The organism is Leifsonia poae (genome assembly GCF_027921845.1).
Classification (GTDB): Bacteria; Actinomycetota; Actinomycetes; order Actinomycetales; family Microbacteriaceae; genus Leifsonia; species Leifsonia poae.
Map to the genome: position 1 here is coordinate 886,677 of NZ_BSEN01000015.1, position 15,181 is coordinate 901,857.

17 protein-coding genes are annotated in these 15,181 nt (G+C 68.7%); 1 reads left to right on the top strand and 16 read right to left on the bottom strand.

The genetic code is table 11. The features are described 5' to 3' along the window. Positions 1 to 12: 12 nt before the first annotated feature. From PKE84_RS18995 to PKE84_RS19070, 16 genes are all read right to left on the bottom strand, one after another. The gene (locus PKE84_RS18995) at positions 13 to 753 is read right to left on the bottom strand and encodes a DsbA family protein (protein ID WP_271178805.1); all 741 of its coding nucleotides are present in this window, start codon (positions 751 to 753) and stop codon (positions 13 to 15) included. A 37-nt stretch (positions 754 to 790) separates the two neighbouring features. Further along, entirely contained in the window at positions 791 to 1,207 is a 417-nt protein-coding gene (nusB, locus tag PKE84_RS19000) for a transcription antitermination factor NusB (protein WP_271178806.1), read from the bottom strand. A 23-nt stretch (positions 1,208 to 1,230) separates the two neighbouring features. Further along, positions 1,231 to 1,794 carry an elongation factor P gene (efp, locus tag PKE84_RS19005; RefSeq protein ID WP_271178807.1) on the bottom strand — a complete coding sequence of 188 codons (564 nt, stop codon included), beginning with the start codon at positions 1,792 to 1,794 and terminating at the stop codon, positions 1,231 to 1,233. Between the two features lie 101 nt (positions 1,795 to 1,895). Beyond that, a complete protein-coding gene (locus PKE84_RS19010) occupies positions 1,896 to 2,345 on the bottom strand; it encodes a type II 3-dehydroquinate dehydratase (RefSeq protein WP_271178808.1) in 450 nt (149 codons plus the stop codon). A 6-nt stretch (positions 2,346 to 2,351) separates the two neighbouring features. Continuing rightward, complete coding sequence (locus PKE84_RS19015; protein WP_271178809.1) at positions 2,352 to 2,474, bottom strand: hypothetical protein; 123 nt, start codon at positions 2,472 to 2,474, stop codon at positions 2,352 to 2,354. Then, positions 2,471 to 3,562, bottom strand: coding sequence for a 3-dehydroquinate synthase (gene aroB, locus PKE84_RS19020; protein ID WP_271178810.1), 1,092 nt, complete (start codon positions 3,560 to 3,562; stop codon positions 2,471 to 2,473). The genes PKE84_RS19015 and aroB overlap by 4 nt, the downstream gene beginning before the upstream one ends. Then, complete coding sequence (locus PKE84_RS19025; protein WP_271178811.1) at positions 3,559 to 4,050, bottom strand: shikimate kinase; 492 nt, start codon at positions 4,048 to 4,050, stop codon at positions 3,559 to 3,561. The genes aroB and PKE84_RS19025 overlap by 4 nt, the downstream gene beginning before the upstream one ends. A gap of 5 nt (positions 4,051 to 4,055) precedes the next feature. Beyond that, positions 4,056 to 5,267: a chorismate synthase gene (gene aroC, locus PKE84_RS19030; protein WP_271178812.1), complete on the bottom strand. Its 1,212-nt coding sequence runs from the start codon at positions 5,265 to 5,267 to the stop codon at positions 4,056 to 4,058. 76 nt (positions 5,268 to 5,343) lie between these two features. Further along, on the bottom strand, positions 5,344 to 6,666 hold the full coding sequence (locus tag PKE84_RS19035; protein WP_271178813.1) for a shikimate dehydrogenase: 1,323 nt from the start codon (positions 6,664 to 6,666) through the stop codon (positions 5,344 to 5,346). After that, complete coding sequence (gene mltG, locus PKE84_RS19040) at positions 6,659 to 8,053, bottom strand: endolytic transglycosylase MltG (protein WP_271178814.1); 1,395 nt, start codon at positions 8,051 to 8,053, stop codon at positions 6,659 to 6,661. The genes PKE84_RS19035 and mltG overlap by 8 nt, the downstream gene beginning before the upstream one ends. Positions 8,054 to 8,132: 79 nt before the next feature. Continuing rightward, positions 8,133 to 8,600 carry a Holliday junction resolvase RuvX gene (ruvX, locus tag PKE84_RS19045; protein ID WP_271178815.1) on the bottom strand — a complete coding sequence of 156 codons (468 nt, stop codon included), beginning with the start codon at positions 8,598 to 8,600 and terminating at the stop codon, positions 8,133 to 8,135. A 6-nt stretch (positions 8,601 to 8,606) separates the two neighbouring features. Further along, positions 8,607 to 11,264, bottom strand: a complete 2,658-nt coding sequence (gene alaS / locus PKE84_RS19050) for an alanine--tRNA ligase (RefSeq protein WP_271178816.1) — start codon at positions 11,262 to 11,264, stop codon at positions 8,607 to 8,609. A 60-nt stretch (positions 11,265 to 11,324) separates the two neighbouring features. After that, on the bottom strand, positions 11,325 to 11,516 hold the full coding sequence (locus PKE84_RS19055) for a hypothetical protein (RefSeq protein WP_271178817.1): 192 nt from the start codon (positions 11,514 to 11,516) through the stop codon (positions 11,325 to 11,327). 57 nt (positions 11,517 to 11,573) lie between these two features. Beyond that, a complete protein-coding gene (locus PKE84_RS19060) occupies positions 11,574 to 11,951 on the bottom strand; it encodes a DUF948 domain-containing protein (RefSeq protein WP_271178818.1) in 378 nt (125 codons plus the stop codon). 119 nt (positions 11,952 to 12,070) lie between these two features. Next, positions 12,071 to 12,700 carry a 30S ribosomal protein S4 gene (rpsD, locus tag PKE84_RS19065; protein ID WP_271178819.1) on the bottom strand — a complete coding sequence of 210 codons (630 nt, stop codon included), beginning with the start codon at positions 12,698 to 12,700 and terminating at the stop codon, positions 12,071 to 12,073. 175 nt (positions 12,701 to 12,875) lie between these two features. Then, the gene (locus PKE84_RS19070) at positions 12,876 to 14,216 is read right to left on the bottom strand and encodes a replication-associated recombination protein A (protein WP_271178820.1); all 1,341 of its coding nucleotides are present in this window, start codon (positions 14,214 to 14,216) and stop codon (positions 12,876 to 12,878) included. Between the two features lie 145 nt (positions 14,217 to 14,361). Between PKE84_RS19070 and PKE84_RS19075 the strand changes: the two genes are divergently transcribed. Then, positions 14,362 to 15,129, top strand: coding sequence for a peptidylprolyl isomerase (locus PKE84_RS19075; RefSeq protein WP_271178821.1), 768 nt, complete (start codon positions 14,362 to 14,364; stop codon positions 15,127 to 15,129). The last annotated feature ends 52 nt before the right edge of the window (positions 15,130 to 15,181 follow it).

Sequence of the window (15,181 nt, forward strand, 5' to 3'; positions counted from 1 at the left end):
TCGGAGGGCCTGTCAGTTCTCCGACAGGAAGGACCGGAACGCCGGTCCGTCGTCCACTTTGCCCGTGAACAGCTTGCCGTCGACGAGCACCGTCGGCGTCCCCTCGATGCGGTCGAGCACCTTCTTGCCGTCGACGGTGATCGGACCGGTCTGCGAGTGCGCGGTGTTCGCCTGCGCCCACGACTGGTACGGGCCGCTGTCGGCCAGGCAGTTCGAGATGTCCCCGATGCCGGCATCCGTCGCGAGCTTCGCCAGCTGCTTGTCGGTCAGGCCGTCGCTGTTCTCCTCCGGCTGGTTCGAAAAGAGCGCCTGGTAGTACTCGAGAGCCCTGGCCGGTTCCTTCACCGCGACACAGGTGAGCGCCGCGACGGCACGGGTCGAGTATCCGGTGCCGTTGGAGAGGCGGTCGAGGAACGTCAGCGGATGCAGCCGCAGGGTGATCGACCCGTCGGCGACCGCCTTCGAGAGCGTCTCGCCGTTGGTCTTCTCGAAGATGCCGCAGATCGGGCACATCGGGTCGAACCACAGATCGACCTTCTTGTCGCCCGTTCCTGCCTGGATGTATCGCTCGTCGAAGTTCACCGCGCCGTCGACACCGGTCGGCGCCTTGGCGGTCGACGACGGGACGGGAGACGAGCCGCCGATGAGCGAGCACGCGCTGATCCCGGTCGCGAGGGCCATGGCCACGAGAACCGCGCCGAGTGCCCGCAGGCCGCGGCGGCGCGTGGGTCGGACGAGGGTGGTGCTGCTCATTCTGCTCTTCTCGCTCACCTGGTGACGTTCCGCGGCGCTAGTGGGACTTGTTCTGGGAGATCTTGGCCAGCAGCCCGTTGATGAAGCCGGCCGAGTCGTCGGTCGACAGCACGGTCGCGGCTTCGACGGCCTCGGAGATGGCGACGCCGTCGGGGACCTGGTCGTTGAACAGGACCTCCCAGACACCGATCCGCAGGATGGCTCGGTCGACGACCGGCATCCGCGCGAGGGTCCAGCCCTGGGCGTACGTCTCGATCTGCTCGTCGATCTCGTCGCCGTTGTCGACGACCCCGTCGACGATCTCCCGCGCATACATCCACGACGCCTCGCGCTGCGGCTCGTTCGCCGCGCGCTCGGCCTCGGTCGCGAGGGCCTGGTTCAGCGGGATCTGCCGGATGTCGGCGCCGTACAGCACATCGAGGGCGCGCTTGCGGGCTTTGGTTCGTGCACTCATCGGGTGGTCGTGTCTCGGGCGATCTAGTCGTTGACGCGGCCGAGGTAGTCCCCGGTGCGGGTGTCGACCTTGACCTTGGTGCCCTGCTCGAGGAAGAGCGGGACCTGGATCTGGTAGCCGGTCTCGACCGTCGCGGGCTTGGTGCCGCCGGTGGAGCGGTCGCCCTGCAGGCCGGGCTCGGTGTAGGTGATCTCCAGCACGACGGAGGCCGGGAGCTCGACGTAGAGCGGCTCGCCCTCGTGCAGCGCGACGGTGACGTTCTGGTTCTCGAGCATGAAGTTGGCCGCGTCGCCGACGACGACACCCGGAACGGAGAGCTGGTCGTAGTCGCTCGTGTCCATGAACACGAAGCTCTCGCCGTCCTGGTACAGGTACTGGTAGTCGCGGCGGTCGACGTTCGAAGTCTCGATCTTCGAACCGGCGTTGAACGTGCGGTCGACGGTCTTGCCCGAGGTGACGTTCTTCAGCTTGGTGCGCACGAAGGCGCCGCCCTTGCCCGGCTTCACGTGCTGGAACTCGATCACGGTCCAGAGCTGGCCGTCCATGTTGAGGACGACGCCGTTCTTGATGTCAGCAGTAGTTGCCATGCCTGTGTTCCGTTCGATTGGGAGAAGTTGCGGGTGGATGCGCGCCCAAGGCGGTCCACGGTGGCTGGCCATCCGGCGGCAGCCTCAAGAGATTCTAGTTCTCAGCGCGCGTTTCGGCGAATGTAGGCGAGCGCGAGGCGGTAGGACTCGAAGCCGAAACCGGCGACGACGCCCGTCGACACCGCGCTGATCACGCTGGTGTGGCGGAATTCCTCGCGGGCGTGCGGGTTGGAGAGGTGGACCTCGATCACGGTCCCTCCCGGCTTCGTCACCATCGAGACGGCGTCGCGGAGTGCGTACGAATAGTGCGTCCACGCGCCCGCGTTGAGGATGACCGGCTCGCCCGTGTCGGCGGCCTCGTGCAGCCAGCCGAGCAGCTCGGCCTCAGCATCGGTCTGACGCAGGTCGATCGCGGCATCGGGCGCGTCGGCTTCGAGCACGGCGCGCAGGTCGTCCAGCGTGCCTGACCCGTAGACGTCGGGCTCCCGCGTGCCGAGCCGGCCCAGGTTGGGGCCGTTCAGTACCAGGATGCGGGAGGCGGAGTCGCTCATGACGCCTTAGCCTACTGGCGCTTCCCCGTCGGCGAGCGGACGCACGCGCACCGCCGACCACGTGTCGTCGCCCGGCTCGATCTGCAGTTCGGCGACGACGGTCTTCACTGCCGGACCCGCCGTCGTCACGAGCCGATCTCTTGGTACGCCGCGAAGAGCAGGCTCTGGTCGGGACCGGCGAGCACGGTGGGCCGCGCCAGGTCGTCGAGCACGATGAAGCGCAGCAGGCTGCCGCGCGCCTTCTTGTCGCGCTGCATGGTGGCCAGCAGGGTCTGCCAGCGCCCCAGAGGGTACGTCGTGGGCAGGGTGAGCGACTCCAGGATGCGACGGTGCCGGTCGACCACGTCGTCGCTCAGCCGGCCGCTGAGTCGCGCGAGCTCCGCGGCGAAGACCATCCCCACCGACACGGCGGCGCCGTGACGCCACTGGTAGCGCTCCGCATGCTCGATGGCGTGACCGAGCGTGTGACCGTAGTTGAGGATCTCCCGCAGGCCCTGCTCGGTGAAGTCCTCGCCGACGACGCGCGCCTTGATGCCGATGGAGAGCTCGACCAGCCGACGGAACTCGGGGCTCGACGGATCGGTCGCCCGGTCGACGTCGCGCTCGATGATGTCGAGGATCTCCGGCTCGGCGATGAAGCCGTACTTGACGACCTCGCCGAACCCGGCGAGCAGTTCGTTGCGGCCGAGGGAGGTGAGCGTGTCGAGGTCGCAGATCACCGCGGCCGGCGCGTAGAACGCACCGACGAGGTTCTTGCCCTCCGCCGTGTTGATGCCGGTCTTGCCGCCGACGGCCGCGTCGACCATGCCGAGCAGTGTGGTCGGCACCTGCACCAGGCGAACACCGCGCAGCCACGTCGCGGCCACGAAGCCGGCGAGGTCGGTCACCGCTCCCCCGCCGAAGCCGATGACGGCGTCCGACCTGGTGAAGTCGGCCTGGCCCATGACCTGCCAGCAGAATGCAGCGACCTCGACCCGCTTGGCCGCTTCGGCATCCGGGACCTCGGCGAGGAGCACCTCGTACCGTCCGACGAGCGATTCGCGGAGCTCTGCCGCGGCAGCGCCGAGCGTCGGCGGATGCACGACCAGCACCTTGTTCACCCCCGCGCCCAGGTAGGGCGCGAGGTCGGCGCGGAGGCCGCGCCCGACGACCACCGGATACTGGTCGACCCCCGGCACGAGGATCTCGGTGGGCTGGTCGTGCTCGATGTCGGTCATCGGTGTCCTTCTTCCACCCAGGCGGCGATCTCTTCCACGATGGTCTCGATGGGCCTGGTCGATGTGTCCGCCGTGTAGTCGGCGAGCGAGTTGTACAGATCGGAACGTGCCGCGACGAGCCGCTTCCACGACTCGAGGTCGGTCACGAGCGGCCGCTTCGCGTTGGAGATGCGCGACGCGATCGCGTCGGCCTGCACCGTGAGCAGCACGACCGTGGTCGCGGCCAGATCGGACTGCGTCTCCGGGTCGAGCACGGCCCCGCCGCCGAGCGAGACCACCCCGGGCTCGGCGATGGATTCTGCGACCGCCACCCGTTCGAGCGCGCGGAAGTGCGGTTCCCCGTGCTCGGCGAAGATGCCGGGGATCGGTCCGTGCTGGGCGACGATCACCGCGTCGGTGTCGACGAATGGGAGCCCGAGCCGTTTCGCCAGGCGCCGGCCGATCCGCGTCTTGCCGGCCGCCGGCGGTCCGATGAGGACGATCGTCACACCGTTCACTCCGCGTACGGCGCAGACAGCCGCGTCGTGGCGAGGTTGTCCGGGATGGCGTCGAGGTACCCCTGGAGGTTGCGCGACGTCTCGGCGATCGAGTCGCCGCCGAACTTCTCGAGCACCGCGTTGGCGAGCACCAGTGCGACCATCGCCTCGGCGACGACGCCCGCGGCGGGAACCGCACAGACGTCGGAGCGCTGGTGGTGGGCCGGTGCGGCTTCACTCGTCGCGATGTCGACCGTGCGGAGGGCGTGCGGGATGGTCGCGATCGGCTTCATGCCCGCGCGGACCCGCAGCACCGTTCCGGTGCTCATGCCGCCCTCGGTGCCGCCGGCCTTGTCGCTCGTGCGCGAGATCTCGCCGTCGCCCGGCACGAGCTCGTCGTGCGCGTCGGACCCGCGACGTGTCGTCGTGAGGAATCCGTCACCGACCTCGACGCCCTTGATCGCCTGGATGCCCATGAGGGCGGCGGCGAGCTGCGCGTCGAGTCGGCGGTCCCAGTGCACGTGCGAGCCCAGGCCAGGCGGGAGGCCGTACGCGAGCACCTCGACGACGCCGCCCAGTGTGTCGCCGTCTTTGTGGGCGGCGTCGACCTCGGCGACCATCGCGGCCGAGGTCGCAGGATCGAAGCACCGCAGCGGGTCGGCGTCGAGCGCCTCGACGTCGCTGGGCAGGGGAAGCGGCGACCCCTCGGGGACGCGGACCGGACCGATGGAGAGCGTGTGGCTCACCAGGGTGATGCCGAGCTGCTCGAGGAACGACCGCGCAACCGCACCGAGGGCGACGCGCGCTGCCGTCTCGCGGGCGCTCGCGCGCTCGAGTACCGGCCGTGCCTCGTCGAACCCGTACTTCTGCATGCCGACCAGGTCCGCGTGCCCCGGTCGCGGCCGCGTGAGCGCCGCACCTCTGCCACCGGCGAGCTTCTCGGCGTCGACGGGCTCCGCGCTCATCACGTCGACCCACTTGGGCCATTCCGTGTTGCCGATGCGCACGGCGATGGGGCTGCCGAGGCTGTAGCCGTGGCGCACGCCGCCCGAGATATCGAGCGCATCCTGTTCGAATTTCATGCGGGCGCCGCGGCCGTATCCGAGTTTGCGGCGCGCCAGATCGGCGCGGATCGCGTCGAGGGAAACCGGCACGCCGGCGGGGAGCCCTTCGAGCAGGGCGATGAGTTCGGGGCCGTGGGATTCCCCGGCCGTGAGCCAACGAAGCATGATTCGATTCTGGCATAGCGCCACAGGGCCGCCCGTTCGTGTGACGCAACGGCTGACGGAAGGCGCGACGTGCGCGTCAGGACAGCGGGGAGCCGGTCTCGTCGATGCGGACGGCGTCGAGCATCGCGGCGAGCACCGCATCCTCGTTCTCGAGGGGCTGCAGCGGGTCGCCGGAGACGAAGATGCGCACCTGGAGCAGCGCCTGGTGCGCGAGCATGGCGAGCCCGGAGACGACGCGGCCGTCGACCGCCTTCCACGCCGCACCGAGCACGCTCGGCCACGGGTCGTAGGAGACGTCGAGGAGCAGTGCGCGGCGCCGGGTCGAGTCGGTGTAGACCGCATCCGTGGTCACCCCGCCCGGCAGGGTGCTGATGACCAGCTCCGGGATGTCGAGCGAGCGATCGGCCTGACCGAACGGGCGGATCCGGATCATCAGCCCGAGGTCGTGTGCGAGCGGCTCGAGCCAGACGCTGCGCTCGAGCGACCGCACATACACGTCGACCCGCTCGGCACCGAGCTCGGCCGCGGCGACCAGGGCCGAGGCCGCCGTCGCCCCGCCGCCGAGGATGTGGACGAAGCGGGCGCTCTCGAGGCCGGTCGCCCGCACCGCGCGAACCAGGCCGGCGACATCGGTGTTGAACCCGCGCACGGCGCCGTCGTCGAGGAGGACGGTGTTGGCCGCACCCGTCTGCTCGGCCACCCGGTCGGTCTCGTTCAGCAGCGGGATCACCGACTGCTTGAGCGGCATCGTCAGCGACAGGCCGCGCCATTCGGGGCCGAGACCGTCGATGAAGTCGGCCAGCCCGTCCTCTGCGACGTCAACGCTCTCGTACTCCCAATCGAGCCCGAGGGCCTCGTACGCGGCGCGATGGAGGGCAGGCGACTGGGAATGACCGATCGGCGAGCCGAGCACAGCCAATCGACGCACCGGCGCCTTGGGCGAACGGGACGTCTTCTTGCGCGGGGTCCGCGGAGCAGCGGGTTCCGGGACGGCGGCCTCGGCTTCGACCGCGGGCTCGGCGTCGGCATCGGCTTCCGCCTCAGCTTCATCGTCGGCAGGGTCCTCCCGGTCGGCGGCGTCCTCGGCCTCGGCGACGGCCGCCTCCTCGGCCTCGCGCGCACGCTCGGCTTCGACCAGCGCAGCGATTCCCGCCTCCGCATCCGCCTCGGACACACCGTTCTCGGCAGGATCGAGCGACTCCGCCTCGCCATCGGCGACGACCTCGTCATCGTCGTCGGCCACGTCCGCATCGGCGGCGTCCTCGTCGTCCTCGTCGACCTCGTCGGCATCCTCGGATTCCTCGGGTTCCCCCTCGAACATCACCGCCGGCTCAGCCAGTTCGTCGATGATCGCGTCGCCGTTCTCGTCGTCCGCCGGGGTCGATCGCTTGTCACTCATAGCCAGGATTGTCCCTCATCCACTGTTGCCACTTCTCGACGGCGGCGTCGTGCTCGGCCGCGGTCGTCGAGAAGATCGTCTCGCCGGTCTTCAGGTTCCAGGTCACGAAGAACATCCACGGTCCGGCTGCCGGATGCAGCGCCGCGTTGATCGCCAGGTCGCCCGGGTTCGAGATCGGCCCGACCGGGAGCCCCGGATGCACGTAGGTGTTGTACTTGTTGGACGCGTCGGCGCGCTCGGCGTCCGTCGTGGTCACTGTGTGGGTGTTGCCGGTGCCGTACGCCACCGTTGCATCGGACTGCAGATCCCAGCCCTGCGCGAGACGGTTGAGGAAGACCCGCGACACCTTGGGGTAGTCGGGCGCGAGCCCGGCCTCGCGCTGCACCAGTGAGGCCAGCACGATCGTCTTCCAGCGGTCGGCCGGCTTCACCCCGGCGTCGTCGAGCGACTGGAACGTGCGGTCGACCAGCGTCTTGATCACGTCATGCGCCGTGATCCCCGGCGTGAACGTGTAGGTCGCGGGGAACAGGAAGCCCTCGAGCGTCGTCGCCTGTGCGGGAGCACCGTACTGCTGCGGATTCTTGGCCGCCGCCGTCAACTCCGCGACGGGAATCTTGGTGGCGGTGGCGAGGAGCGGCAGGATGTCCTTCTCCGCCGTCCCCTCCGGGATCACAGCCGTGTTCTGCACACGCGACGCCGGATCCTCCATCGCGAGCAGCGCCGCCTGCGCGCTCATCTTCTTCGCCAGCTTGAACGCGCCGGGCTGGAACTCGACCTCCTGCTGCTGGCGGAGCAGCAGCGAGTAGAAAGCGCTGTACGTCTTGGTGACGCCGGCTTTCTGAAGCTTGGTCGCCACATCCGAACCGGTGTCGCCCGACACGATCGAGACGATGACCGTCCCGCTGCCGTTGCCGGAGTAGTCGTCGTCTTTCGGCGTGATCGCCGCGACCAGCTTGGCGACCTGCGGCTGGAAGGCTGCGTAGGCACCGCCGACGAGCCCGCCCAGGATGGCGACGACGATGAGCGTGACCCAGAGCGGCTTGAAGCTGCGCTTCTTCTTGGGCTCGCGGTGCGAGAGGTAGTTCTGCTGCCGCCAGGCGAGGGGCGACTCGGGGCCCCCGGGCACCTGCCCACCGGGGCCACGCGCGTCGCCGGCCTCGGGGTCGGCGACGGCGGCGATCTCCTCGAAGGTCGCGAACGGACTGTCGAGCACTGTCTCGGCCGCAGACCTCGGGCGGGCGGCAGCCGGGCTGTCGGCCGCCACGTCGCGGTCGGCGGCGACGCGGTCGGCGGCCAGGAGGGCGTCGAACTCCGCGTCCGCCTCGTCGGGGGTGCCGGCGGTCAGGGCGGACCCGCCCTGCGCCATCCGGGCCTCCCGGCGCGTCATGGGCGGTCGGTCCGAAACGGGTGCGTCGACGTCCGGGATCGTTTCGCCCGGCCCGGGAGGGTGTGGGTTCTGCGACAAACTAGGGTCCAATGCTCGGTTCGATGGGAGAGCCCGGCGGATGACCTGTAGCGCGCTCCGCATCGAGGGCGTGCTGCAAAATTATCGTGGCGGCGACCTGATCCACCACCGGACGCGCAGATTTCGAGTTCTTGCCGGATGCTCGCAGTGCTGAGTGAGCGGAAACGGTCGAGAGCCGCTCGTCCACGAGGCGTACCGGGACATCCACGTCGGCCTCGAGGGCGGTGGCGAATCCGATCGCGTCAGCGGTGGATGCCGTGTGTGCTCCCGAAAGCGCCAATGGCAGTCCGACGATAATCTCGAAAACTCCGAGTTCCGTCATAATCTCCGCGATCCGGCGGCGATCCGCAGCATCTTCGGAGCGTGGCACGGTCTCTACGGGCGTGGCGAGCATGCCGTGCGGGTCGGACCGGCTCACGCCGATCCGTACCTTCCCGACGTCGATGCCGAGTCGCACTCCCGTTCGCACCGGCGCCTAGCCCCCGATGCCCGAGATCACGGCGTTGAGTGCGGCCGGGATGGCGTCGACGTCCGTTCCGCCGCCCTGGGCGAGGTCGGCCTTTCCGCCGCCGCCTCCGCCGAGTACGCCGGCCGCCGTCTTGGCGAGCGCGCCCGCGTTCGCCCCGGTGTCGCGCGCCGCCTGGTTCGTGGCGACGATCACGACCGGCTTGTCGCCGGCCCGGGCCGCGAGAGCGACGACCGCCGGGTCCGAGCCGAGGCGCTCACGCACCGTCGTCACGAGGAGGCGCAGGTCGTCGGCCGAGTTGAGCGTTCCCGCATCCTGGGCGACGACTGTCACCGCACCGTGACGCGCGGCGCTCTCGAGCAGCGCCGGCACCTTGTCGAGCACGGCACGGGCCTCGAAGGCGGCGATCCGCTTCTCCGCCGCCTTGAGGTTGGCCATCAGATCGGCGATCTTCTCAGGAAGCTGCTCGCGCGGCGTCTTGAGCGAACCGGAGAGCTGCGAGACGATCGTGCGCTCGACCGCGAGGTCGCGGAAGGCCTCCAGTCCCACCAGCGACTCCACGCGGCGGTTGGTCGAGCCGACGGACGCCTCGCTGACCAGGTTGATCATCCCGATCTCGGCGCTGGACGTCACGTGGGTGCCGGCGCAGAGCTCGCGCGACCAGGGTCCGTCGATGTCGACCACGCGCACGGTGTCCCCGTACTTCTCGCCGAAGAGGGCCATCGCGCCGAGCGCCTTGGCCTCAGCGAGCGGCATCTCCCGTGTGGTGACCTCGAAGTTCTGCCGGATGGCGTTGTTCGAGATCTCTTCGATCTCGGTGCGCGTCTCGGGCGAGAGCGCCTGGTTCCACGAGAAGTCGAGACGCAGGTAGCCGGCCTTGTTGTACGAACCGCTCTGGTGGGCGTTCGACCCGAGGACCTGACGCAGGGCCGCGTGGATGATGTGGGTGCCCGAGTGAGCCTGTCGCGCCCCGCGCCGGTAGTCGTGGTCGACCAGGCTCGTCGCGGGCGCGCCAACGCCGACCTCGCCGCTGCGCACCAGCACCTTGTGGCTGATGAGGCCCTTGACCGGCTTCTGCACATCGAGGACGTCGAGCTCGTAGCCCGGGCCGACGATCGTGCCGGCGTCGGCATCCTGCCCGCCGGACTCGGCGTACAGGGCCGTCGCGCCGAGGATGATCTCGGCGATCTGCCCCTCGGTCGCCTTCGACACCGATGCGCCGTCGACGATGAGGCCGAGCACACTCGACTCCGTCTCGAGCTCGGTGTAGCCGGTGAACACGGTCTCGCCGAGCGAACGGAACGAGCTGTAGACCGACAGGTCGGCCAGCGCGGTCTTCTTCGCCTTGGCGTCGGCCTTCGCCCGGGAGCGCTGGTCGGCCATCAGCGAATCGAACGCGTGGCGGTCGACGCTGAGCCCTGCTTCCTCCGCCATCTCGAGCGTGAGGTCGATCGGGAACCCGTAGGTGTCGTGCAGCAGGAACGCGGTGTCGCCCGCGAGCTCCTTCTTGCCGGCGCGCTGCGTGTTGGAGACCGCGGTGTCCAGGATGCCCGTTCCGGCGACGAGGGTACGCAGGAACGTCTCCTCTTCCGCATAGGCCAGCTGGGAGATGCGCGGGAAGTCCTTCTCGACCTCCGGATACGCGGCCTTCATCGCGTCGCGCGACACCGTGAACAGCTCCGGGAAGGTCGCGTGGTCGACACCGAGCAGGCGCATCGCGCGCACGGTGCGACGCATCAGACGGCGCAGGATGTAGCCCCGGCCCTCGTTCGACGGCGTCACGCCGTCCGACATCAGCATGAGCGCGCTGCGCACGTGGTCTGCGATCACGCGCAGACGCACGTCGTCGTCGTGCACCGCACCGTAGGTCTTGCCCGCCAGCTGCGCCGCACGGTCGAGGACCGGGCGCACCTGGTCGATCTCGTACATGTTCTCGACGCCCTGCTTGAGGAACGCGACGCGCTCGAGACCCATACCGGTGTCGATGTTCTTCTTGGGCAGATCGCCCAGGATGTCGAAGTCGGCCTTGCCCGTGCCTTCGCCGCGCAGGTACTGCATGAAGACGAGGTTCCAGATCTCCACGTAGCGATCGTCGTCGGTGGCCGGACCCCCGTCGATGCCGTACGCGGGACCACGGTCGAAGAAGATCTCCGAGCAGGGCCCGGCGGGCCCGGGCTGGCCGGTGGACCAGTAGTTCGTGTCCTTGCCCAAGCCCTGGATGCGCTCATCCGTCAGGCCGGCGACCCGGCGCCAGATGTCGCGCGCCTCGTCGTCCTCCTCGTACACCGTGACCCAGAGGTCCTTCGGGTCGAAGCCCAGACCGCCGTCGTCCTCGGACGTCGTCAGGAGATCCCAGGCGAATGTGATCGCCTGTTCCTTGAAGTAGTCGCCGAAGGAGAAGTTGCCGCACATCTGGAAGAAGGTGCCGTGCCGCGGGGTCTTGCCGACCTCGTCGATGTCGAGCGTGCGGATGCACTTCTGAACGCTCGTCGCGCGCGGGAACGGCGCCGGCACGAGGCCGGTGAGATACGGGACGAACGGCACCATGCCGGCCACCGTGAACAACAGTGACGGGTCGTCGCTGACGAGCGAGGCGGAGGGGACGACGGTGTGTCCGCGCTTGGCGAAGAAGTCGAGCCAACGGCGGTGGATTTCAGCAGTCTGCATGGGTTCCGAGCGGTGAGAGGTGGTGAATGGGTCTGGAGCCGGTGCGGTCGTCGCGGTCGGTCAGTCGCCGTCGATGGCCGAGCGGAGTTCGGCCTCGCGCTGACGGTAGCCGTCGCCGACGGCCTCCCCGAAGTCGCGTGCCTTCTTGTCGAGCGAGCTGAAGAACTGCTTGCCCTGCGGTGTCTCGTTCACTTTGTGCGCGACGGCGAATCCGATCGCCACGCCGACGATGAGCCACAGAAAACTCTTCATTCCGATACTCCCTGAAGTGGATGGGACACGCGGAATCACCCGCGCGCCTGGGTCAGTTTAGTGCGTCGTGCCGCGCGAACGCCGAGAGCCGCCCGCTGCCCGGAAGGCCGCGCGCACCGCTGCGCTGAACCCCGCGAGCTTGATCAGCGGCCCTCCGACGGTAGCCGCGAACAGGGCGACCAGGGCCGAGACGTTCCCCGTGACATCCGCCACGTTCTTGGTGATCACGTCGACCCGCGCGAGCTGCTTGTTCGTCTCCTGGATGGTCGTCGCGGTCTCGTCGAGGATGGGCGTGATCCCGTCGCTGGCGTCTTTGATCGCCTCGCGCGTCTGATCGAGCACCCGGCCGAACTTGACCAGCGGGATCGCGATGAACCCGACGAGCACGGCGAAGACGACCGCCGCGATCAGCCCTGCGATATCGCCACCCGACACGTGCCCACCATCCATTCCGTCATCGGCATACTCTCCCAGCGTAGTCTCACCGCGCCGGAAAAAGGAGAACGGGGCCGTGGCACGAAGCCACGACCCCGTTCCGGGAGTCTTTGCGATCCTTAGCGGGCCGCGTAGTACTCGACGACGAGCTGGACTTCACACGTCACGGGGACCTCGGCGCGCTTCGGGCGGCGGACCAGACGAGCATGCAGCTTGTCGAGCTCGACATCCAGGTAGGCCGGGACCTTCGGCAGAACGTCGACGTGTCCGCCGGCGGCCGCGACCTGGAACGGCTCGGTGCCCTCGGAGCGTGCCTTGACGTGGATCAGCTGACCCGGCTTCACGCGGAACGAGGGACGGTCGACGATGTTGCCGTCGACGAGGATGTGACGGTGCACGACCATCTGACGAGCCTGGGCGGTGGTGCGGGCGAAGCCGGCACGCAGCACGAGGGCGTCGAGACGCATCTCGAGCAGCTCGACCAGGTTCTCACCGGTCAGGCCCTGGGTACGGCGAGCCTCTTCGAACGCGATCTTCAGCTGCTTCTCGCGGATGCCGTACTGGGCGCGCAGACGCTGCTTCTCGCGCAGACGAACGGCGTAGTCCGAGTCGGCCTTGCGCTTGGTGCGACCGTGCTCACCCGGAGCGTAGGGACGCTTCTCGAGGTACTTGGCGGCCTTCGGGGTCAGGGCGATGCCCAGCGACCGCGACAGGCGGGTCTTGCTACGGGTACGTGACTTGGTAGACACGAGTTCCTTTCGGTTGTCTCTCTAACACAATGAACGCAGCACACTTCGTGCTGCAAAAATTAGAGGGATGTCGCCAAGGACGCCCGGCTACAGGGCCTGTCCCTTCGAGAGCGAATGTCGACGCAGCCGCACGCGACACACACTTCTAGGCGCAGCAATTCTAGCAGAACCGCGACTAGCTCCCGCGCACGATCTTGCGCAGCTTCGCGAGGCGTGCGGAGACGTCGCGCTCGTTGCCGTGCTCGGTCGGCTGGTAGTAGGCGGCGTCGGAGAGTTCGTCGGGCAGATACTGCTGCCGGAGCACACCCAGCGCGTCGTCGTGCGGATACTGATACCCCTTGCCGTGGCCCAAGCGCTTGGCTCCCGGGTAATGCGCATCGCGCAGATGTTTCGGCACGCGCCCGATGCGCCCGGCGCGCACATCGGCGATGGCCGCGTCGAGCGCCATGTACGCCGCGTTCGACTTCGGAGCGGTCGCCAGGTGCACCACGGCCTGGGCCAACGGGATGCGCCCCTCCGGCATCCCGATGAACTGCACGGCGTCGGCGGCGGCGATCGCGACCACCAGAGCCTGCGGATCGGCCATGCCGATGTCTTCGGACGCCAGGATGATGATGCGGCGCGCGATGAAGCGCGGATCCTCCCCCGCCTCGATCATGCGGGCGAGGTAGTGGAGCGACGCATCGACGTCCGAGCCCCGCACCGACTTGATGAAGGCACTGATGACGTCGTAGTGCTCGTCGCCGTTGCGGTCGTAGCGCAGCAGCGCACGGTCGACCGCCTGCGCGACGATCTCGGCCGTGATGACCGGCTTCTTCTTGGAGGTCGCCGGTGTGGACGACGCGGCACTCACCGAGCCCGCCTCTAGCGCCGTCAGGGCGCGCCGCGCATCCCCGGAGGCGAGCCGGATGATCGCGGCCCTGGCCTCCTGGTCGAGCGTGTACTGGCCGGCGAGCCCGCGGTCGTCGGCGACGGCGCGGTCGATCACAATGCCGAGGTCGTCGTCGCTGAGGGTCTCCAGCGTGAGGAGGAGTGAGCGCGACAGCAGCGGAGAGATCACCGAGAACGACGGGTTCTCGGTGGTCGCGGCGACCAGGATGACCCAGCCGTTCTCGACGCCAGGGAGCAGGGCATCCTGCTGCGCCTTGGTGAAGCGGTGGATCTCATCGAGGAAGAGCACGGTCGAGACGCCGTACAGGTCGCGGGTCGAGAGCGCCTCGTCCATCACCAGGCGCACGTCTTTGACCCCCGCCGTGACGGCGGAGAGCTCGACGAACCGACGGCCGGACGAGTGCGCGATGGCCTGCGCGAGCGTGGTCTTACCCGTACCCGGCGGCCCCCACAGGATGACGGAGACCGAGCCGGTCTCGCCGCTCTGGTCGGAGGCCAGCGCGACCAGCGGAGATCCGGGACGCAGCAGGTGCTTCTGACCCGCCACCTCGTCGAGTGACTTCGGACGCATCCGCACAGCCAACGGGGTCGCCCCTGTGCGGAGCCCGGGTTGCACGTCGACCATTCCTCCAGGCTAGTCGGCACCGCCGACATGCTGGCTGGGAGCGGCGACTTTGTCACCCATAGGCAAGTCGCATAAAGTTCATCCTGATCCGCGGGCGGTGGCGCGACGGATCGTTCGCACGACGGCGCGCCCTCGGAGGAATCACGTGGCATCAAACAGGCAGAACGACCGCGAAGCCCGGCAGGCCCGAGAGCGGCTGCGCGCCTATCAGGCGCGCCAGACCGTTCACGAGACCAAGACCAAGCGGCGTCGGCGCGACAACTGGATCGCCGGCGGCGCGGTGCTCGTCGTCATCGTGCTCGCCGTGGCCACGCAGCTGCTGTACTTCGCCAAGCCGGGCACGCCGAGCGCATCCGCCTCGCCGTCGGCCTCTGCGCAGACCTACACGCTGCCGCCGAAGACGCTCGCGGGCAACCGCCACTGGACCGGTGCCCTCACGATCAACGACATCGCGCTCGGGGTCGACCTGGACGGCGCGAAGGCACCGCAGGCCGTGTCGAGTACGATCGGGCTCGCGTCCAAGGGCTTCTACGACGGGCTCACCTGCCACCGTCTCACCAACGGCGGCTTCTATGTGCTGCAGTGCGGCGACCCCAAGGGCGACGGCTCCGGCGGTCCCGGATACTCGTACGGTCCGATCGAGAACGCACCGAAGGACGACATCTACCCGGCGGGCACGCTCGCCATGGCGCGACAGAGCGACAACGCCTCGAGCCAGGGCAGCCAGTTCTTCATCGTGTACAAGGACACCAAGATCCCGTCCGACAGCGCAGGCGGCTACACCGTGATCGGAAAGGTCACGAGCGGACTCGACAAGCTCATCTCCGGCGTCACGGACAAGGGCGTGCAGGGCGGCGGAACGGATGGCAAGCCGGTCGTCGCGACGACCATCGACAGCTTCTCGCTCCAGTAGCGGATCATCCGGGGGCGGCTGCACGCCGCCCCTGCGTGCAATAGGCTGAATC